This is a genomic window from Mucilaginibacter sp. UYP27, from assembly GCF_040547175.1.
Classification (GTDB): Bacteria; Bacteroidota; Bacteroidia; order Sphingobacteriales; family Sphingobacteriaceae; genus Mucilaginibacter.
Window position 1 is genome coordinate 132,282 of the sequence record NZ_JBEPPE010000006.1, and the last position, 20,092, is coordinate 152,373.

At 43.6% G+C, this 20,092-nt stretch carries 20 protein-coding genes, 1 tRNA gene and 1 riboswitch; of the genes, 9 read left to right on the forward strand and 12 right to left on the reverse strand.

The window, feature by feature from the left end; translation table 11 throughout:
• Positions 1–141: 141 nt before the first annotated feature.
• Positions 142–2,313: a DUF5916 domain-containing protein gene (locus tag ABIB39_RS18115; RefSeq protein WP_354431588.1), complete on the reverse strand. Its 2,172-nt coding sequence runs from the start codon at positions 2,311–2,313 to the stop codon at positions 142–144.
• Positions 2,314–2,596: 283 nt separating this feature from the next.
• Between ABIB39_RS18115 and ABIB39_RS18120 the strand changes: the two genes are divergently transcribed.
• On the forward strand, positions 2,597–3,247 hold the full coding sequence (locus tag ABIB39_RS18120; RefSeq protein ID WP_354431589.1) for a class I SAM-dependent methyltransferase: 651 nt from the start codon (positions 2,597–2,599) through the stop codon (positions 3,245–3,247).
• A 218-nt stretch (positions 3,248–3,465) separates the two neighbouring features.
• Here ABIB39_RS18120 and ABIB39_RS18125 read toward each other — a convergent pair whose 3' ends face one another.
• The 5 genes from ABIB39_RS18125 to ABIB39_RS18145 all read right to left on the reverse strand — a co-directional run bounded on the left by ABIB39_RS18125 (position 3,466) and on the right by ABIB39_RS18145 (position 8,520).
• Positions 3,466–4,395, reverse strand: a complete 930-nt coding sequence (locus tag ABIB39_RS18125) for a DUF5996 family protein (protein ID WP_354431590.1) — start codon at positions 4,393–4,395, stop codon at positions 3,466–3,468.
• A 226-nt stretch (positions 4,396–4,621) separates the two neighbouring features.
• Positions 4,622–4,692, reverse strand: a tRNA-Cys gene (locus tag ABIB39_RS18130).
• Between the two features lie 13 nt (positions 4,693–4,705).
• Complete coding sequence (locus tag ABIB39_RS18135) at positions 4,706–5,341, reverse strand: peroxiredoxin (protein WP_354431591.1); 636 nt, start codon at positions 5,339–5,341, stop codon at positions 4,706–4,708.
• A 196-nt stretch (positions 5,342–5,537) separates the two neighbouring features.
• Positions 5,538–5,653, reverse strand: a riboswitch (SAM riboswitch).
• Between the two features lie 208 nt (positions 5,654–5,861).
• The gene (locus tag ABIB39_RS18140; RefSeq protein WP_354431592.1) at positions 5,862–7,406 is read right to left on the reverse strand and encodes a SulP family inorganic anion transporter; all 1,545 of its coding nucleotides are present in this window, start codon (positions 7,404–7,406) and stop codon (positions 5,862–5,864) included.
• A gap of 49 nt (positions 7,407–7,455) precedes the next feature.
• Positions 7,456–8,520, reverse strand: a complete 1,065-nt coding sequence (locus tag ABIB39_RS18145) for a glycoside hydrolase 5 family protein (RefSeq protein WP_354431593.1) — start codon at positions 8,518–8,520, stop codon at positions 7,456–7,458.
• Positions 8,521–8,979: 459 nt separating this feature from the next.
• Here ABIB39_RS18145 and ABIB39_RS18150 point away from each other — a divergent pair, with 459 nt between their 5' ends.
• Both ABIB39_RS18150 and ABIB39_RS18155 read left to right on the forward strand, forming a co-directional pair.
• The gene (locus ABIB39_RS18150) at positions 8,980–10,458 is read left to right on the forward strand and encodes a PAS domain-containing sensor histidine kinase (RefSeq protein ID WP_354431594.1); all 1,479 of its coding nucleotides are present in this window, start codon (positions 8,980–8,982) and stop codon (positions 10,456–10,458) included.
• 13 nt (positions 10,459–10,471) lie between these two features.
• Positions 10,472–10,906, forward strand: coding sequence for a response regulator (locus tag ABIB39_RS18155; protein WP_354431595.1), 435 nt, complete (start codon positions 10,472–10,474; stop codon positions 10,904–10,906).
• Positions 10,907–11,023: 117 nt separating this feature from the next.
• On the opposite strand, the gene ABIB39_RS18160 is transcribed toward ABIB39_RS18155, so the two are convergent.
• From ABIB39_RS18160 to ABIB39_RS18170, 3 genes are all read right to left on the reverse strand, one after another.
• Positions 11,024–12,004 (reverse strand): type I phosphomannose isomerase catalytic subunit, encoded by a 981-nt coding sequence (locus ABIB39_RS18160; protein WP_354431596.1) that lies wholly within the window; start codon positions 12,002–12,004, stop codon positions 11,024–11,026.
• An 87-nt stretch (positions 12,005–12,091) separates the two neighbouring features.
• Positions 12,092–12,382, reverse strand: coding sequence for a nucleotidyltransferase family protein (locus ABIB39_RS18165; RefSeq protein ID WP_354431597.1), 291 nt, complete (start codon positions 12,380–12,382; stop codon positions 12,092–12,094).
• 106 nt (positions 12,383–12,488) lie between these two features.
• Complete coding sequence (locus tag ABIB39_RS18170) at positions 12,489–13,718, reverse strand: NADP-dependent isocitrate dehydrogenase (protein WP_354431598.1); 1,230 nt, start codon at positions 13,716–13,718, stop codon at positions 12,489–12,491.
• 262 nt (positions 13,719–13,980) lie between these two features.
• On the opposite strand from ABIB39_RS18170, the gene ABIB39_RS18175 reads away from it, so the two are divergent.
• Both ABIB39_RS18175 and ABIB39_RS18180 read left to right on the forward strand, forming a co-directional pair.
• A complete protein-coding gene (locus ABIB39_RS18175; RefSeq protein WP_354431599.1) occupies positions 13,981–14,697 on the forward strand; it encodes a hypothetical protein in 717 nt (238 codons plus the stop codon).
• A gap of 70 nt (positions 14,698–14,767) precedes the next feature.
• Complete coding sequence (locus tag ABIB39_RS18180) at positions 14,768–15,196, forward strand: hypothetical protein (RefSeq protein ID WP_354431600.1); 429 nt, start codon at positions 14,768–14,770, stop codon at positions 15,194–15,196.
• A 128-nt stretch (positions 15,197–15,324) separates the two neighbouring features.
• Here the strand turns inward: ABIB39_RS18180 and ABIB39_RS18185 are convergent, their stop codons facing one another.
• Positions 15,325–17,154, reverse strand: a complete 1,830-nt coding sequence (locus ABIB39_RS18185) for a DNA polymerase III subunit gamma/tau (protein WP_354431601.1) — start codon at positions 17,152–17,154, stop codon at positions 15,325–15,327.
• Positions 17,155–17,257: 103 nt separating this feature from the next.
• Here ABIB39_RS18185 and ABIB39_RS18190 point away from each other — a divergent pair, with 103 nt between their 5' ends.
• The gene (locus ABIB39_RS18190; protein ID WP_354431602.1) at positions 17,258–17,842 is read left to right on the forward strand and encodes a Uma2 family endonuclease; all 585 of its coding nucleotides are present in this window, start codon (positions 17,258–17,260) and stop codon (positions 17,840–17,842) included.
• Between the two features lie 3 nt (positions 17,843–17,845).
• On the opposite strand, the gene ABIB39_RS18195 is transcribed toward ABIB39_RS18190, so the two are convergent.
• Together ABIB39_RS18195 and ABIB39_RS18200 are read right to left on the reverse strand one after the other, a co-directional pair.
• A complete protein-coding gene (locus ABIB39_RS18195) occupies positions 17,846–18,082 on the reverse strand; it encodes a hypothetical protein (protein ID WP_354431603.1) in 237 nt (78 codons plus the stop codon).
• 46 nt (positions 18,083–18,128) lie between these two features.
• Complete coding sequence (locus tag ABIB39_RS18200; protein WP_354431604.1) at positions 18,129–18,746, reverse strand: hypothetical protein; 618 nt, start codon at positions 18,744–18,746, stop codon at positions 18,129–18,131.
• A gap of 118 nt (positions 18,747–18,864) precedes the next feature.
• Between ABIB39_RS18200 and rpsF the strand changes: the two genes are divergently transcribed.
• From rpsF to rplI, 3 genes are read left to right on the forward strand one after another with little or no spacing between them, the layout of a single operon-like run.
• A complete protein-coding gene (gene rpsF, locus ABIB39_RS18205; protein WP_354431605.1) occupies positions 18,865–19,230 on the forward strand; it encodes a 30S ribosomal protein S6 in 366 nt (121 codons plus the stop codon).
• Positions 19,230–19,493 carry a 30S ribosomal protein S18 gene (gene rpsR / locus ABIB39_RS18210; protein ID WP_354431606.1) on the forward strand — a complete coding sequence of 88 codons (264 nt, stop codon included), beginning with the start codon at positions 19,230–19,232 and terminating at the stop codon, positions 19,491–19,493. The genes rpsF and rpsR overlap by 1 nt, the downstream gene beginning before the upstream one ends.
• 17 nt (positions 19,494–19,510) lie before the next feature.
• Positions 19,511–19,954 (forward strand): 50S ribosomal protein L9, encoded by a 444-nt coding sequence (gene rplI, locus ABIB39_RS18215; RefSeq protein ID WP_354431607.1) that lies wholly within the window; start codon positions 19,511–19,513, stop codon positions 19,952–19,954.
• The last annotated feature ends 138 nt before the right edge of the window (positions 19,955–20,092 follow it).

Genomic DNA, 20,092 nt, shown 5'->3' on the forward strand with positions numbered 1-20,092 from the left:
CCATGCCTTTATTTTAAATTGACATAGGGTCCAAATGTGGTTTCTAAAGTTTGATACCTATCCTTTGAGATTGCTTCGTAACTCGCAATTAAGTAGGGTTTGCATTTGCATATCTGCACATCTACACATCTGCACATCTTCCTATATATTCCACCAATAAGTCCACTTGATAGTTAGCTGGCGGTTTTTGACTGTGAAAGGCGACGGAATAGAGTTATCGCCATATACGATGAACAGATCTGATGCCGGTTTGTAACGCCATTGAAAGCGGCTGTTGATGTTCATGTTTTTAGCCTGCTCGTTATACTGCACAAAGGTGGTAAAGTACAGCGTGTTGGTAAAGGTAACATCCGCCCGCGGGCCGATAAGCCAGAATTTGTTGTGGCCATATGGTGCAGGCAAATGCAGATCGTTATAAGAGGTGTTCAATATCAAATTTACATAAGGCTGAAAGCGGTAGCCTACTTGGCCTATCAGCGTGGTTTTGGTACCGTTATCGTAATATCCACCGCGGGCAACCTCAAACAGGTACGTGAATACGCTTTGCGGTTTTGAGGCGTATTGCACATCTATGGTGTTCCAGTGGTTCTCAAAACCTGTTGCAAGCATTGGCTTACCCGTGTTTGTAGGATCAAAAGGGCGCAACAGTTTTACGTAATCATCCAATCCGGATACCGTTAGCGTGCTGCGGTTACGGAACGTGATGAGGTAACTCAGGATGGTTTCGTTATCTGTCGATTTAAAGCCTTCATCAAAAAAGTAGATGCCTGATGCCTGTAAGCCGTGCGATAGTATAGCCCCGCTTTTTGGAAAAAAGTTATGCTGAATTAATGGGTTCAGTTTATTATAACCTACACGCGGCACATAGCCTGCTTCGGCATTATAGTTTTTGCCTACATATTGCTGTTGCATGGCAAATGTCCAGTACTTACTTAGGTATTGCAGGTTGGCGGCAGCTACAAAATCGCTTCCCGTAACACCTGGTGTAAATGATTTCAGCCCGAGCAACTTACCCGTAATTTGGTTATTTGATGATGCAAGGTTAAACTCGGCACCCACGTTGCGGTTATAGGCGTTTGCGGTGCTCCCGGCCATGGGCGCGCTGCCCGTGCCATCCTTATTTACAAATATAAAACCAATGTTAGATCGCGACAGCACACGCCTTTGCAGCGTAACTATCCCGAAGTTTTGCCCCGGTAAATTGGCCGAACCCGATTGCCCCGTCTGGATATCCATAACGCCTATGCGCCAGTCTTTATCAATTTTACCCGTAAGCCTTGCCCCTGCCCGGATGGGCGCATTCAGCCCTATCCTTCGCGAAAAGAACGGACGGATATCGGCATAACCAAAATTGGCAAATAAGTCGCCGTTCTCTAAAAAGAACTGCCGTTTTTCGGGGAAGAAAAGTTCATATCGGTTCAGGTTGATAACTTGCTGATCTACATCCACTTGAGAAAAATCGGGGTTAACAGTCAAGTCGAGGTTTAGGGAAGAGGTAAGTCCAATTTTCACATCGCCGCCTATCTCCTTACGGTAAACCGCGTCTTTCTTATTCTCAAAATCTTTTGTGACACCACCCAGCACGTAAGGGATGATAGAGATATTGCGGGTAGCCACGGGTGGCGCTTCGTCCCAAATTATGGTACCCGTATAAGCCAATGCCGCCGTCGGGAACTGCCTCGGCACAGGCGCCCAGGCCGATTTTTCGGTGGTTTTTAAGTCGTTACGGCTAAAGTTTATCCCCCACTCTTTGATACCTTTTTTATAACGGATGCTTTTGAACGGAATAGCCGCCTCAAATACCCATTTGTTATCGTAATTTTTTACTGACGAGTACCATTTGTTATCCCAGCTCAGATCAACCTTGCCACCCTCGTACATGGTGCCGTCCCATTGCGCACCGGCCGCGTTTGCGCCAAAGCTAAAGCCATCGGTACGGGCATCAAAGGGGTCCATAAAAAAGATGAAGTTATCGTTTTTTTGGAAACCAAAATCGCGCTTAAGCGACTCCACCATGTAACCTGGTGTGGGCATATAACATTCTGCAGAAATGTAAAAATTATCATCGTCATAAGCCATGCGTACAACCGTGCGCAGTTTGGCAAAGCTGGTATCCATTGGTAAAACCATAAAGAACTTGCCTGCCGTATCGGCGCTGAGCCAGTCGGCCTCGTCAAGCAAGCCATCAATTTTTATGGGCGATGCCGCGCGGCGGATATGGTATTTGTAGTTGGCGTTCTTTTTTTGCGCGGAGGCGTAACTACCAAGCATGCAGCAGCATAGCAGTAACAGTATGGTTTTAATTTTAGGCAATTTGGTATGGTACTTGGGTTGTGAGATAATACCATCGCCATTGTGTTAGCGATACACAATAATAAAAATATATGCGATAATGTGCAAGCCGAGTAATTGATTATTAAAACAGTTGGCAATATTGTTACATTAGGGCCTAAAAGTTGACTCACCCCCTGCCCCCTCTCTGCTGCGCAAAGAGGGGGTGTGAACACCCTGACTTTTCTAACCCTCTTTGCGCAGCAGAGAGGGTCGACCAGCGAAGCGGCGTCAGGGTGAGTAATCTGCGATAAACATCAACACTATGAACACCCTGCAACAACAATTCGGCAATATTGATATCTACCTGTTCGACCAGCTTCTGAAAGGGCGGTTTGATGATTGTAAAAAAGTGCTGGACGCGGGCTGTGGCGGCGGGCGCAACCTCATTTATTTCCTGCAAAACGGATTCGACGTTTATGGCATCGACCCAAACCCCGACGCGGTTGCGCAAGTACAAGATCTTGCCAAGATCCTTGCACCTGAAGTATCGGCCGAAAACTTCTCAATGGCCCAGGCAGAAGACCTGCCTTTTAAAGATAATGAATTTGACCTGGTGATAAGCAATGCGGTACTGCACTTTGCTACCGATAGCAACCATTTTGATGCCATGCTACGCTCGATGTGGCGGGTGCTAAAACCGGGCGGTTACCTGTTTGCCCGCCTGGCATCTGATATTGGGATTGAGGATAAAGTTATTGATTTGGGCAACAGCCGTTACGCCCTGCCGGATGGCTCCGAACGGTTTTTAGTGAACGAGCAGATCCTGTTGGAATATACCTCAGAATTAGGCGGCGAACTTTTTGAGCCGATAAAAACCACCAATGTGCAGGGTTTGCGGTGCATGACGACATGGTGTGTGCAGAAGATAAGTTCGCCTAAAGCACAAATTGAGGAGCGAAGTTTTTCGTTTTAGTTTTTTTAATTCCTCTCACAGAAGGGTTAGAGAGAGATACCGGATGTTCACGGCGTGAACACTGCAAAATTTCCACAAGAACCTCATTATCAACAGATTTAGATTTTATAAATTTGCATTTTCCGTGAACATGCATAAAAAAATTGTCTGAATGGCTGCTTTTTTTATTATCCTCTTCTTCACTCCCTCTCCTTCTGAGAAGGCCGGGGAGAGGCTAATTATTCCTTCAATCCCTGCAGGTTACACTCCAAGCCCTTATCCCAATTGCCTGTAACGGCAGCGGCATTATACGTGCTTTGCAAGAACTTCTTCAATGTTTCTTCGGGGTTGGCAGATTGCTGCACCACTTCGTAGGTTAATAAAAATTCGCCTAATTCGCCGCTGTAAAATGCTTCGGGCGGGCTCACCTGCTGCTTGCTGAAGGCGTCCGGAGTTGGGTAGCAGTAGCTGTAAAACGCAGGGTGCGGAAATTGCTCGCCGCCCAGCCAAAACCCGCATGAACTTACCTCGTGCGAGTAAGCTTCCTGCATCACATCGTCGGGCATGTTTGGTGCGCCGCCGGGGTGTTTCGGTGCTGTGCGGCCGCTAAAACGGGTAACCGCTAAGTCGAACGCGCCCCAAAAGAAATGTACCGGGCTGCACTTACCCAAAAATCCAGACCGGAAATCGGTAAACACATTATTCACATGGATCAGTGCCTGCCAAATGGTGTTCATCGCATCGGGATGATAGGTACATGGCGCGGTATTTTCTGCAAAGGGGGTAGCCGTTTTCAGTTCATTCGGCACGGCGTAAATTTCTACCTCTACGCCCACTGCTTTCAGGTTTAGCATCAACTCGTTGTAAAACCCGGCAATGGTTTCGGCACCCAGGGCCGATGTTACCTTTTGGCCCGTGCTGGTAGATATATGCAGTTGATGATCAATAAAATCGAGGTCAACCTGGAAAAGCCCTCCTTCGTAAGGGATGCTGCCTGTGGTCAACCCTGTCGCGCTTACATAAAGCGTAACCTGCCAGGAGTGGTTTATCCAGGGCATTTTCTTGAGGCGCACCTTGCCAATCATCTGCGTCCACATGTGTACGGTGGCAATGGTATCTTTTAGGTAATGAAAATCAAGTTTAGGCCAGGTATGGGTTGGGTTGCTCATATATGTAAATATACAAGTGAATGGTGGGATTGTTATTAAATAAGCCAGTTCGCCATTTTACTCACGCCGCGGCACTACGTGCGCTACCCTCTCTACTGCGCAAAGAAGGTTAAAGATTTTTTAGCCTCCCTCTCCTTCCCAGAGGGCTGGGGAGAGGTTTCTTAAACAAAGAAAGCGATGAGCCCCCCGGCCCATCGCAATCAGTTAGTCAGTTATTATAGTTAGGACGTCGCGGGTAGATTCGAACTACCGTTAAAGGTTTTGCAGACCCATACCTATCCTCTCGGCCACGCGACTCTATTATCAGCCCTTATTTATTGGGCTGTGGTGTTGTACGTAAATATGGTTTCACCTCGGTAAACCCTTTAGGGAATTTAGCCGGGATATCTTCAGTTTTTATAGATGGCAGCACTACAACGTCTTCGCCATCCTTCCAGTCGGCAGGGGTTGCTACGCTGTGGTAGGCCGTAAGTTGCAGGCTATCAATCACTCGCAATATCTCCTGGAAATTCCTTCCGGTTGATGCCGGGTAGCTGATGATCAGTTTTATCTTTTTATCCGGGCCGATGATGAACAACGAGCGTATGGTCGCCACTAAAGATGCATTGGGGTGGATCATGTCATAAGCCTGCGAAATCTCGCGGCTTTCGTCGCCAATTATCGGGAAGGTAACTTCCACGTTCTGCGTTTCGTTGATGTCGCTTATCCAACCCTTGTGCGATTCTGCACTGTCTGTACTAAGGGCAATTACCTTTACATTGCGTTTCTCAAACTCGTCTTTAAGTGATGCGGTTTTACCGAGTTCGGTGGTACAAACGGGTGTATAATCTGCCGGGTGCGAGAATAGCACGCCCCAGCTGTCGCCCAGGTATTCGTAAAAATCAATTTCGCCTTGCGATGTTTGTGCTTTAAAGTTTGGGGCGTCGTCGCCAAGTCTTAAACTCATGGTTATATTTTTTTATATTTTAAATGTTAGCCCCTGTTTCTAAGCCCTCTCCTGCGGAGAGGGGTTGGGTAAGGCCGATAGCGTAAAGCTATGCATTGCAAATTTTGTTGTCAATAAAATCCAGAGAAGTGTTTTAAGAGAGATAAGCCTTAATGGCTAAAAGAGAATGCCGCGTGGCATTCAATTCAATTAAATCAGCTTATCTGTCTCCGCCAAGTTGCGAAGCAGGAATTAGCACCTTACACAAGCCCGGGGGCCGTACAGGTTGCTAAGACATCATAGGGCCTTTCCCTCTGTCTTTCTGGATAAGTATATTTAAAGAACGATTACATCACAAAAGTAGATATTAATTCTATAATTCCTATAGACTTTATATTTATTATTTGATCTTGTGCTTAATTCGTTGAATTTCAGGGAGAAAAATAAATCTGGATTGCCCGGTGAATAGTAGTGAGTAAGTGCAAAGTGTTTTATAGCGAATAAAAGTATTTACTAAACTAAAGGAGAGGAGAACCTTTTCCTAACGCACTTTCTTCTCCGTTGCCACATGGTAGGCCGGATCCTCGAGGATATTTACATCGATAACATTAGCAGCATTGGTTAGCAACCCGCGGCAATCGCTGCTCAGGTGTTGCAGATGGAGTTTTTTGCCTGCCTTTTGGTACCGTTCGGTTAGTTTGTTCAAAGCATCGATGCCCGACATATCCGCAAGGCGGCTATCTTTAAAATCTATCACTACTTCATTTGGGTCGTTGGCAACGTCAAACTTTTCGTTGAAGGCGGTTACCGAACCAAAAAACAGCGGACCGTAAATTTCGTAATGCTTTACGCCACTGCCATCAGTGTACTTGCGGGCGCGGATGCGTTTGGCGCTTTCCCAGGCAAATACCAGGGCAGATATGATCACGCCAATTAATACTGCAAGCGCCAGGTTATGAAGCACTATGGTGATAATGGCTACCAGTATGCCTACAAACACATCCTGCCGGGGCATTTTATTAAATATTATAAAGCTGATCCATTCAAAGGTGCCAAAAGCTACCATCACCATTACACCCGTAAGCGCAGCCACAGGTAATTGGCCAATAACCGGGGCGCCGAACAAAATGATCATCAAAATGGTTAACGATGCTATAACACCCGAGAGCCTTGCCCTTGACCCCGCGGATAAATTTACAAGCGTTTGGGCTATCATAGGGCAGCCACCCATCCCAAAGAAAAAACCGTTAAGGATATTGGCGCTGCCCTGCGCGATACATTCACGGTTGCCGTTGCCCCGGGTGGCGGTCATTTCGTCGACAAGATTTAGGGTTAGCAAGCCCTCGGTTAAACCAACAGCAGCCATAATTAACGCGTACGGAAAAACAACAGTAAGTGTATGAAATGTAAACGGGATCTGTGGGATATGAAACGGCGGGAAACCGCCACTAACCGATGCAATATCACTAACAGTTTTGGTGTGGATACCAAAGCCTATCACTACTGCAAAAACAACAATTATAGCTACTAACGACGGCGGCACCGCCTTACTTACCTTAGGGAATATTACTACAATGGCTATGGTGAGCGCAACCAACGCCGCCATAATATATAACGGCGAACCCGTTAGCCATACCTGCTGCCCGTTCACTATGGTTTTAAATTGCTCCAGCTGGGCCATAAAAATCACTACGGCAAGTCCGTTTACAAATCCATACATAACGGGTTGTGGCACCAACCTGATCAGCTTACCCAGCTTAAACAAACCGATAACGATCTGTATAACGCCCGCTAATGCCACAGCTGCAAAAACAAACTCGATGCCGTTGCTTTTCATGAGGGCTATAAGTACAATTACCGTAGCCCCTGCCCCGCCCGAGATCAGGCCCGGCCTGCCACCAAATACCGCTGTTACCAACCCCATTATGAACGCCGCATACAAGCCAACCAACGGCGGGAAACCAGCCAAAATAGCAAAGGACAATGATTCGGGCATCATGGTCATTGCTACGGTAAGGCCTGCTAAAAGTTCGGTACGGTAGTTAACCTTTTGCGAAAAGTCGAATAATTTAAGGCTGGCCTTCATGGGTGCAAAGCTAAAAAAATGCATGCAACATGTTTAAAAGCAAGCTACGCTATTTCCCGTTCATCTTTTTAATTAGCTCCACTTCCTCCGGCCTGTAAGGCGTACCGTCCTTGCGGAAAATATCATGGAACCATTCTTTTGGTTCGCTGCCATCGGGCATTGGGTTATCCCAGGCGTAAATGGTATTCGTTTTCCCCATTACAAAACCCCAGTTTAGAGCGCCTACGTTTTCTTTTTTAAGCATTGGCATTACATTGGCAAACTTGCTGCCGCGGGTACGGGCCATATATTCGGTACAAATAAGCGGCTTGCCGTGGCTTTTTAAAAGCTGTATGGTTTTGAGGTGAGATGCCTCGTCGGTATAATCGTGATAGGTAACAATATCCGAGTTTAGGGCCTGGTAAGCGTTAAGTTTTTCATAGCTCCAATCCCAAAGGCCGGCAGATATAGGCTGATCGGGATTAACAGCACGTGCCCATGTAAATACTTTTACAAGCAAACCCATCGATGCTTCCTTTTTGTTGGAGTTTCCGGGCTCGTTGTAAAGGTCCCACAGCAATATGCGCTTATCATGTTTAAAGCTTGTCATCACATCGGTAACGTAAGCCTGCAGCATGTCTGTTTCGCCTGCGCTGTTTAAACGGTTGCCGGGGTCTTGCAGCCAGCCCGAATTATGCACCCCAACTTTAGGCGAGGGTTGTTTGCCAATTTTAGCGTCGCCGTTCCAGCAGTCGTCAAAAAATACAAACATGGTTTTTATGCCATGTTTGTTAGCAATGGTAAGGTATTGGCCTATGCGTTTTTTAAAGCCAGGTTTATCTTGTTTCCAGGCAAGGCTATATAAGAACACACGCATGGTGTTAAAGCCTATACCCTGGGCGTAGCCAAGTTCACGGTCGATAGTTGCCGGGTCGAAGCTATCAGCCTGCCACATTTCCAGTTGATTTATGGCGCTGCTGGGGATAAAATCGGCACCACTCATCCATTTATGCTGTGCATACCAGGTGTTTGCTTTTGCAACACCCCAAGCTTTGCCGGGGGCGGCTTTTTGTGCAGATACGCTTACAGCTATCAGCAATAAAACTGTAAGTAGTTTTGAGAAGTGTTTTTTCATAAAAGTTATAATTGGCAGAGGTAAATATAACCGTTTTATTTACAGTTATCAATTTTATGCTCACACGTATTTACATTCTATTTTTTTCAAAGCAAGTTCAATTTCATCTCCGAATCATCCATTAGATCTCACTCCAAAAAGCAATTAAATTTCTTTCCACTTTAATATTATTTCGGTAAATATTATACTATTTTTACGCACCCAAATTTTCATAACCCTGCGGCTAATTAACCGTATAAGACGCTTACATTATTTTAATAGCGTAACTTCCAGCATTATAGGAACTTTAGATGTGTTGAGGGTTTGTAAAAACAATGTGATTAACTACATAGTTTAAAATATTAAACCTATTTGGCAGTTTGTAACAACACTGGGTTGTAAATGATGGATATTTGCCCGTTTGGCATGTATTTTATAATACCCTGTGGTAATTAAAGTAGATTAGAGATCAAGTGTACAATGAGTTCTGAAGAACATAAGTTTTCCGGCGAAAGCATAGCTCATATTGCGCGTATAATTGATCATATTAATTTAGGCATTTGGGAGTATAACACCGATACCAGGCAAGCAAAATGGTCGGTTGGCTTTTATGCTGCGCTGGGGTACACACCGGGCGAGATTGAATGCTCATATAATTACTTTTTTGAACACCTTTTATATTATCACGACAGGCAGGCATTTTTAAATGCTACCTATCACCCAAGGCAGGGCGGCTCGCCTGTTGCTCATATAAGGCTGCTTACCAAGCAAAGCGGCTACCAATGGTTTGAAAGCACCACCCAAAAACACGACACCAACGATGGCCCCGTTATTTACGGCGTTATCACCAATATAAACGCGCTTAAACTGCACGAAATAAAAGCTGCCGAAAGTGATTTTAGGTGTGCCGAGATCGGCCGGATCGCAAAATTAGGCAGCTGGGAAATTGATGTGGCTACCGGTAGGCTAAAATTCTCGAAAGAAATGTACGAGATATTTGAGCTGAACAACCAGCCTAAAATATCTATAGAAGAAGCCATTGCCTTTTTTGAACCCCAGTACCGAACTTTAATTGCCGACGCTATTGACCAGGCAATAAAATATTGCAGGCCTTATGATATCGAGCTGCAATTCCGCACGGCTAAAAACAACGTGATATGGGTGCGGTCTAAAGGCGTGCCCGTATTAAATGATCATAGCCAATGCGTTACGCTTAGCGGTATTTTTCAGGATATTGACAGCATCAAGAAAAAAGGCATTACCCTGCAATCGTCCATCAATTTACTGGACGACCAGAATAAACGCCTGCAAAACTTCGCTTACATTGTATCGCATAACCTGCGATCGCACGCGGGCAACCTTAAGTTTATGGTGAACTTGTTTGAAGACAGTTTGCTTAAGGATGACCGCACGGAGATCTTCTCGCACATTAAAACCATCAGCGAGAGCTTGAGCGCTACTATGGGCCACCTTGATGAAATAGTGCGCATACAATCAGAAATTAGCAAGGAGCGCAAGTTAGTTGATTTTGAGACCATATTCAATAACGTGGCATCGGCGCTGCACACTAATATTATAAATTCGGATGCTAAAATAAACACCGACTTTTCTGACTGCCCTCAAATTGATTACATCCCGGCGTACCTCGAGAGCATATTCCAAAACCTGCTTACCAATGCCATTAAGTATAAGCATCCCGATAGAGCGCCCGTAATTAACGTTAACACGCAAAGAGTTGGTAACGAGATTTACCTGGTGTTTGAAGATAACGGTATAGGTATAGACATGCAACGGTACGGCGACCAGGTATTTGGCATGTACAAAACCTTTCACCAAAATAACGACTCGAAAGGGATAGGCCTGTTTATGACCCGTAACCAGGTGGAAGCACTGGGCGGAAGTATCCAAATTAACAGCGCTGTAAATGTTGGCACAAAATTTACAGTAAAGCTGGTATAACCAATACGATAAAATGAATACCGAAAACAAAATTGTGATTGCCGGGATTGTTGATGATGATGAAATTTTTACTTACGGTTTCAAGAAATTAACAGTAATAAAGGGCTTATTTGACGAAATAATGAACTTTAGCAATGGCAAGGAAGCCATTGATTATTTACTTAACCCTCAAAACCGCAACCATTTACCCGATGTTTTATTTGTAGATATTAATATGCCGGTGATGAACGGCTGGGAATTCAACATTGCTTTTGAGGAAATAAAATCTCAACTGGGTAAAAATATCGCTATTTATAATATAAGCTCATCTATTGACCTTGAGGACATTAAGCGAGCAAAAAGCACCCCCGCAGTTATCGATTATTTATTAAAGCCTATAGATGAGGGTTACCTAACAGAGATTTTTTTATCGCTACAAAACCCTGTTGAGCGGTTAAAATATAATTAACCGGGATTAGGCCTGGACCATAAAATACAAACGCTTTTACAAAATAAAAAGACCGGCCTGATAAACAGGCCGGTCTTTACTTTTATAGGTGAGATCACAACATAATCAGTAAAATCATTACTCAATATAGCTTTCTAATATTTTAAAGCCCGCGGTAGTTTTTAGTTCCACCTTATCGATAGTTTTTGGCAGCAGGATACACTCGCCCATTTTAACCGGGTAAGCAAGCTCGTTGTGTTTAATAGTGAATTCACCTTCGATACAAACGTATATCACAAAAGAATCGAGGTTAGCGTAATCTTTATAAACACCCTGGGTAAAATCTAACACGTTGGTAGTAAAATACGGGCAGGTTACCAGGTGTACATCCTCATTTTTTTGAGGGGTGTAAAGGGTTTTATATTCCGGGTAGTGTTTATAATCTATAGCTGCTAAAGCTTCTTCGGTATGCAGTTCGCGTTTGTTGCCTTTATCGTCAACACGGTCAAAATCGTATATGCGGTAGGTAATATCTGACGTTTGCTGGATCTCGGCGATCAGCAAGCCTTTACCAATGGTATGCACACGGCCGGCCGGTAAAAAGTAAACATCGCCCGCTTTTACATCTTCCTTGTTCAGGATATCCATGATATGGCTGCTGTTTAGGGCATCTACATATTCTTGCTCCGTCATTTCGCGGTTAAAGCCGGCAATAAGTGAAGAACCCGGATCAGCCTCAATCACGTACCACATTTCGGTTTTACCAAACGAGTTGTGGCGTTTTTTTGCCAATTCATCATTAGGGTGTACCTGCACGCTCAGGTCATCATTGGCATCAATAAATTTCACTAACAGCGGGAAGATATTGCCAAAATGCTTGTAAACCTTTTCGCCTACCAGGTCGCCCTGGAATTTCTCCAGCAGGTCGGCAAGCGACTGGCCCTGCAGTTCGCCACCCTCAACCACAGAAACATCCGATTTTACACCCGAAATCTCCCAGGTTTCGCCGCAGTTTGGCAGATCGCCAATATTTTTATGCAGGTAAGTTTCTATTTTATGGCCGCCCCATATTTTGTCTTTAAATATGGTTTTAAATTTTAATGGATATAGAGTTGACATGGTAGTGTGTATGCTTGTTGGTGCGGCTAAGTTAGGGATTTTGGGGAAGTAGGGAGAAATATCATACAAAAGTATTCATAAACTCTTTTAAACATACACTATCTCTGGGTCTATCACCTTCAAATATCTGTCTTTAATCCCGCCCCTTGATACAAGGTCAACCTTACGCTGTAACTTATTTTCTAACTCATCGGCTAAAGTCACAAACTCAATTCCGATTGGCCGGTTAAATTCAACGATGATATCAATATCACTTTTTTCGGTAAAATCATCGCGCACAACAGAACCAAACAACCCCAGTGTCGCGATAGGGTATCGTTGTACCAACTCTTCTTTAAAAAGAGTTAACGTTTCTTTAATATTGTTTAATTGAACCACTTCAAACGCTAAGTTAGGGATTTTGGGGAAGTGGTGCTAAATTTTATCTACAAAAAAGCCCGCTCTTTTCTGACCGGGCTTTTCTATTATTTTTAATCGGCTAAATTTACTTACCCAATTTTGCTTTTAAATTTTCGTTGATGGCTTCTAAAAACTCTTCGGTGTACAGGTAATCGGTACCATGCTCAACCTTAGCTTTTACTGTGATAGCCAAATCTTTGGTCATTTTACCGCTTTCAACGGTTTCTATACAAACTTCTTCCAGTGTTTTACAGAAGTCTACCAGTTCCTGGTTACCATCGAGTATCCCGCGGAACTCTAAACCACGTGTCCACGCAAAAATTGATGCGATTGGGTTGGTAGATGTTGGGCGGCCTGCCTGGTGCTCGCGGTAGTGGCGGGTTACCGTACCATGTGCAGCTTCGGCCTCCATAACGGTACCATCCGGTGTAACCAAGGTAGACGTCATTAAACCTAATGAACCAAAGCCTTGTGCAACGGTGTCAGACTGTACGTCGCCATCGTAGTTTTTACAAGCCCATACAAAGTTACCGTTCCATTTAAGGGCCGATGCAACCATGTCGTCAATTAATCGGTGCTCGTAAGTGATGCCTGCATCCGCAAACTTGGTTTTATAATCTGCCTGGTAGATCTCTTCAAAAATATCTTTAAAACGGCCATCGTATTTTTTAAGAATGGTGTTTTTGGTAGACAGGTATAAAGGCCAACCTTTCATCAGCGCCTGGTTAAAACAAGCGTGTGCAAAACCGCGGATAGACTCATCGGTGTTGTACATAGCCAATGCAACGCCATCGCCTTTAAAGTTGTACACCTCAAACGATTGCTCGGCACCGCCATCCTCAGGGGTAAATTTAATAGTTAGTTTACCTTTGCCTTTGGTAACAAAATCTGTAGCGCGGTACTGGTCGCCAAAAGCGTGGCGGCCAATACAGATAGGGGCAGTCCAGTTTGGCACTAAGCGCGGTACATTGTTCATCACGATAGGCTCGCGGAAAACCGTACCATCTAATATATTACGGATGGTACCATTTGGGGACCTCCACATTTGTTTCAATCCAAACTCATCAACACGCTGCTCATCGGGCGTAATGGTAGCACATTTAATACCCACGCCGTATTTTAATATAGCGTTTGCGGCATCAATGGTAACCTGGTCATCGGTCTCATCACGATACTCGATACCCAAGTCATAATATTTTATATCCAGGTCCAGATAAGGGATGATCAATTTATCTTTTATAAATTTCCAGATGATGCGGGTCATTTCATCACCATCCAGCTCTACTACCGGGTTTTCTACTTTAATTTTTGACATGCCTTATTTTTATTGGTTAATTTCTGTTTTTAACGGTTTCAAACTTACATAAAATTTTATTTGCAAAAATTTAAGCGCGATAAATATTAGTTATTTATTTACCCTCATATGTTAAAAGCGTATTGTGTTATAATAGTATTTGCAAAATGCCGTTGTTAACCCGTGTAACAATTAATTTAAGCATCGCATTGCTTTTTAAAAGTTAGATGTTACTTTTATAAAAATTAAAATATGCCATTCGGCAAAACCCGGCGTTTACATTATGATAAAATTGCTTACTAAAACCATATTTTTCACGCTGCTATTATCTGCAATAACCACAATATCAAAGGCACAAATTGGCTATGACTACGCCCAATACGACGTTGGTTTTGGTGGCACTATTAACCAATTGTATGGCGACACAGAGGGCAAGTTAAAAAGTACACCCTCAGCATTTGTAAATTTCAATTACAATCAATCGCCATATTTAAATTACCTTATCGAGATACAAACCGGTAAACTGGAAGGCGGTGATAAATTAACCACGCTATCCGGCCGTTACTTTAAAAATAACTTTACTGCTATTTTATTTAGGGCGCAGCTACAAGCAGGCGAAATTATGGATTATTCTAACGGCGGTGTAGCAAATGCCTTAAAAGGCCTTTATGTATCAACAGGTTTGGGTTACATCCTGAATGATATACATGACGACAATATCAACCGTGCATCAAACACCGACCCTCAGTTCTTTACCCCCGGCCTCAACAAAAGCAACGAGCTTTATATCCCAATACGCCTGGGTTACGAGATCAAATTCTTCAATCAATACAACCAGCCCTCTTTTAAAGTCGATTTAGCATACCAGTTCAACAACGATTTTACCGATAATATGGACGGTTTTACAGCCGGCAAAAGCAAGGATAAACTGGTACAATATTCTATCGGTTTAAAGTTTGCCCTTGGCGATGTTACCTCGTATCGTAAATCGGTTCAGTAATAAGGCGCTACTCCTAAAACAATATTTTTTTGGCAGGGTTTTTAAGGTATATTAACCAAATATATAACCTATGATACCCGAAAACGAAAACGAGGATTTTGTTACTGACCCGGAGGACAGGAACAATCCATTGAACGACGATAGCAACGAAACCGTAGATAGCGAAAACCTAAATTACGACGAGAAAACTAACAGTTACGAGTACGATGTTAAAGGTGATAATCCCGACTACGACCACCCCGACCCTTATGATACCGCCGTTAAAGATGGCGAGGATATGAACTCGACATATGACGAGGCTAACCCCTACGATACCAACGGCGAGTACGATGCCAACCGCTCTTTAGAAACCGACGCGGATACCTTGGGGATGCATATCGATAGCGGTAAAATAGTGGAAATAAGCCCCCGAGACGCCGCTTTGGCACACACGCCCGAGGATGACCGCGATGACCTTGACGAAGAAGGTTATCCTAAAAATGATACACCAAAACAGTAAATACTATTAGTGACCTCATTATAAAGGCACAGAGCTAAAAACAACAAGAGCACAATGGATTTAAAATCTTTGTGCTCTTGTTGTTTTATGAATTAGAAGATCTTTCGTATTCTTTGTGGTTACCCAGCCTAATCAAAATCAAGATTGAATTTATTCTTCAGATCTATAAGCTGTGGGTTTTTGGCGGCCAGGTATTGGAATTTCTCCATGGCCGTGTAGGGTTTACGCACCACGGTAGATTCTTCTACTTTAGCGTTAACCTCGATACAAAAATTTTTAAGTGTAGTACGCAAAAAGTTTAAAATATAAGGGCGTTCATCCCTAAAGGCCTGTTCCTGTACTTTGTTAGATACCGGCACCTCAAAATTTTCTGGGCCCAACACCTTTGGTGTTACCGAGGTAAATATGGTGTAAAGTGTAGCGGCCCTGTTCTCCTTTTTAAGCTTAGCACCATGGTCCGTCCATAATTGCAGGAATTGGTCAATGGTAAAGGATTCTTTGTCCGTACCTTTTAAGTAGGGGTCTTCTTCTTCCAGCGCGGCCTCTTCTACCTGTTTGCCCAGGTCTTTTAAGGATGGTATTTTAACCGATGATGCCCCTGCGTGTGCATTCGGTACAAAAAACTTTGGCTTCTCGGCAGGTTCGGGTTTAACCTCCGCAGGCGGCACAACCATTGATGGCGTGGCAGGCGCGGTAACCGGTGGCGTACGGTTATAGGTAATGGGATTATCCCTCGCTACGCTCATTTCATCGGCCGTATTTTGGGCCGATGGGGCGTTATTTACTGTGGTATCAGGTTTTTTTTTTAACTCCCCGTTTGGGGCAGCAGCATTTTGAACGGCCGGCAATGCCGACATATTGAATATGGAGAGCAGGTTGCTCATCTTTAGCAAGGCAAGCTCTACCTGTAAACGTTGGTTCTTGCTCAGTTTATAACTGATATCGCACTGGTTGGCAATATTCATGGCCGATAGCAGGAACGATACCGATGCCGCCTGCGATTGCTGCAGGTAACGCGCCTTTATGGTTTCGCTAACCTCCAGCAATTTTATGGTTGATGCATCTTTACCCACCAACAGGTTCCGGAAATGCTCGGACAAGCCGGATATAAAATGCGCGCCATCAAAACCCTTGCCCAGTATCTCATCAAACAGCAACAACGATTGCGCGCTGTCCTCACTTAACAGTTTATCGGTAACATTAAAATAATAGTCGTAATCAAGGATGTTCAGGTTATCGATAACCGAGCGGTAGGTAACGTTACCGCCGCTAAAGCTCACGATCTGGTCAAACATGGAGAGGGCATCCCGCAAACCACCATCAGCTTTTTGGGCGATGATATGCAGGCCATCGTTCTCGTAAGCTATGTTTTCTTTTTGGGCGATACCTGCCAAATGCCCGGCCATATCATCTACCCTGATGCGGTTAAAATCAAAGATCTGGCATCGCGACAGGATGGTTGGCAGTATCTTGTGCTTCTCGGTTGTAGCTAAAATAAATATGGCGTAGCTGGGTGGTTCTTCAAGCGTTTTCAGGAAAGCGTTAAAAGCCGCCTGCGATAGCATGTGCACCTCATCAATAATATAAACCTTGTAACGGGCGGCTTGTGGCGGTATGCGCACCTGGTCTATCAGACTGCGGATATCATCAACCGAGTTGTTTGATGCGGCATCCAGTTCGTGCACATTGAACGAGTTACCGTTCATAAATGCTCGGCAACTGTCACACGTGCCGCAGGCTTCGCCATTGGGTTGCAAATTGGTACAGTTGATGGTTTTGGCAAGGATGCGCGCACAGGTGGTTTTACCAACGCCCCTTGGCCCGCAGAACAAAAATGCCTGCGCCAGCTGATTATTCTTAATAGCGTTTTTTAACGTATTAGTTATATGCTGCTGGCCTACAACGGTTTCGAAGGTTGCCGGGCGGTATTTACGTGCCGAAACAATGAAATTATCCACAGGCACTAAGGTAGCAACAAATTAAGAATGTAAAATAGCTGTTTGCTAAAATTGTTAACATCCCCAATCCGCTTGAATTAATTTTTTTGTATTTTTGAATATCATGCTATTATCAGATATCGATCTAACGAAAGAATACACATATGCCGATTACGCTAAATGGGCTATTGAAGAACGTCTGGAACTTATAAAGGGCAAGATTTTCAAAATGAGCCCTGCTCCAGGGTCTCTCCATCAGCGAATTTCGCACCGAATAACTTTAAAATTAGGTAATTACCTTGTTGGTAAATCCTGCGAAGTTTTTTCGGCTCCGTTTGATGTGCGCATTCCAAGATTATCCGGCAACGAAAGAGAGATTATAACCGTTGTACAGCCTGATATATGTGTTATTTGCAACCCTGCAAAAGTGGATGAAGAGGGTTGCCTGGGTGCGCCGGATATTGTTGTGGAGATCCTATCCCCCGGCAATAATAAGAAAGAACTTCAAAACAAATATGAAGTGTACGAAGATGCCGGGGTGCTTGAGTATTGGATAATCCATCCGCAAGAAAAAACTTTCTTAAAATACACGCTTACAAACGGCACTTTCCAGCCATCAAAACTTTTAACGATAGGCGACCACGTAATTACTCCTATTTTACCCGATTTTATTTTGAACCTGGACGAGTTATTTGCCGAAAGAAATTAACCCCTACTTCTCGTCGCCGTTTGGCATGTGGTCGTCATCCTCGGGGTCAGGTTCGCCAATGTCATCATCAACCTGTATCTCGTGCAGGTCGTTTAAAGATTCGGTCTGGTCGTCAAAGTCTTCGTCCTCTTCGTCATCCCAATCGCCTTCAACAGGGTTACCCTCGTCGGTAGGTTTCAGGTTTAGGTCATCTGCTAAGTCTTCGTTATTGTCGTCAGGTCCAATATTAGCTAATTGCATAAATGTTGTATTTATTAATAAAGACAGATTGACGGGCGGTAATGTTTTACAAAACATCAACCCCAACAATTTCCTTTACCTTATAATAACCTTTGGCAGCAGGCAAATAAACTTCCATCTCTTGCCAGGTTACCTTAAGCTTTTTGCCAGTATATTTGGTGGTAAGCCCCATAAAATTTTCGGACCCAGGGAATTGCCTTAGCCAGATAAATGATTTTTCGCTACCGGTGGCATCGGTTATCACTATATAATTAAAGCCTTTACTATCTATCCGTTTAAAAGTACCGCTGGTACTAAGCGAAGCTGCGGCATCTTCCTTTTTTTTGTCGTTCATTTTAACGGCCAGTTTTATGAACGCGCTACATTTTTGTTTAAGCAGGTTAGCGCCAATATCCGCGCCTATTTTATTCATGGCGCCGCCATCGTCCATAGTAACATTGCGTTCGGCAGCGAGGTCTACAAGCAGATCAGACTGCGCCATAAAACATTCCATAAAAGCCTTATTTGCTTCTTCGCTGGTTTTGATGGTGGTTTGGTCGAGCTTACTTAAACAATCGCACAACGATGTGGTAAATTTTTGCTCAATAGGCCCAACGGCTGTTTTTTGAGCTTTAGCGATATTAACAGCACAAAAAAACAGCAATAACAGTATAATTTTTTTCATATCAGCGTATCGGTTAAAGCCCACAAAATACAACATATCGGGCTTTGATTATAAATTATTTCTTCATACATTTGCAGCCCCGATATACAGGGATAAATAATTAAAAATCAAAATAATAATGCAACAGTACGAAATCGTGATCGTTCTAACCCCGTTGTTATCTGATGAAACTGCTAAAGAGGCAATTGCCAAATACAGCAAGACATTAACAGATAACGGAGCCGAAATTGTCCAGGAGGATAATTGGGGTTTGAAAAAATTAGCGTACCCTATTCAGAAGAAAACTACAGGGTACTATCACTTAACTGAATTCAAGGCTCCGGGTGATTTAATTAATAAACTGGAAGTTGAATTAAGGCGCGATGAGCGTGTTTTGCGCTTCCTTACCATTGCTTTGGATAAACATGCCATTGCTTACAATGATAAAAAACGCAGCGGAGCCTTTAACAAGAAACCTGCAGCTAAAGTGGAGGAAAACAACTAATGGCAAACGACCAAATTAAATACGTTACCGCTCCTAAAGTGGAGGATAACCGTAAAAAATACTGCCGTTTCAAAAAGAATGGTATCAAGTACATCGATTACAAAGACGCAAACTTTTTATTAAAGTTTATTAACGACCAGGGTAAACTATTACCCCGCCGTTTAACAGGTACTTCTTTGAAGTTCCAGCGTAAAGTGGCACAGGCTGTTAAGCGTGCACGCCACATCGGTTTATTACCTTATGTTACAGACTCATTAAAATAATCGGGAGGTAAAAAGCAATGGAAGTTATTTTAAAACAAGACGTAAAAAACCTCGGCGATAAAGACGATGTAGTGAATGTAAAGCCAGGTTATGGCCGCAATTTTCTTATCCCAAAAGGTTACGCAATATTAGCAACTGTAAGTGCACGTAAAGTTTTAGCAGAAAACTTAAAGCAAGCTCAGTTTAAACAAGAAAAAATACGCAAAGATGCTGATGCAATAGCAACTAAATTAGAAGGCGTTAAGCTTACTATTGGTGCTAAAGCCGGCGAAAGCGGCAAGATCTTCGGTGCTATCAATACCATCCAGGTGGCTGATGCATTGAAAAAAGAAGGTTTTGAAGTTGACCGTCGCCGCATCACTTTTGACCAGGAGCCTAAATTTGTTGGTGATTACACCGCAATAGTGAACCTGCATAAAGAAGTTAAAGTTCAGGTTCCTTTCTCAGTTGTTGCTGAGTAAGGCCTCACCCAACCCTCTCCGAAGGAGAGGGCTTTGAGAAGTCTCCCCTATCGGGGGAGATTTAGAGGGGGCTTTTAAAAAGGTGTTTAGTTTAGGCTAAACACCTTTTTTGCGTTTAATAAAAAGATTATCCTGAAA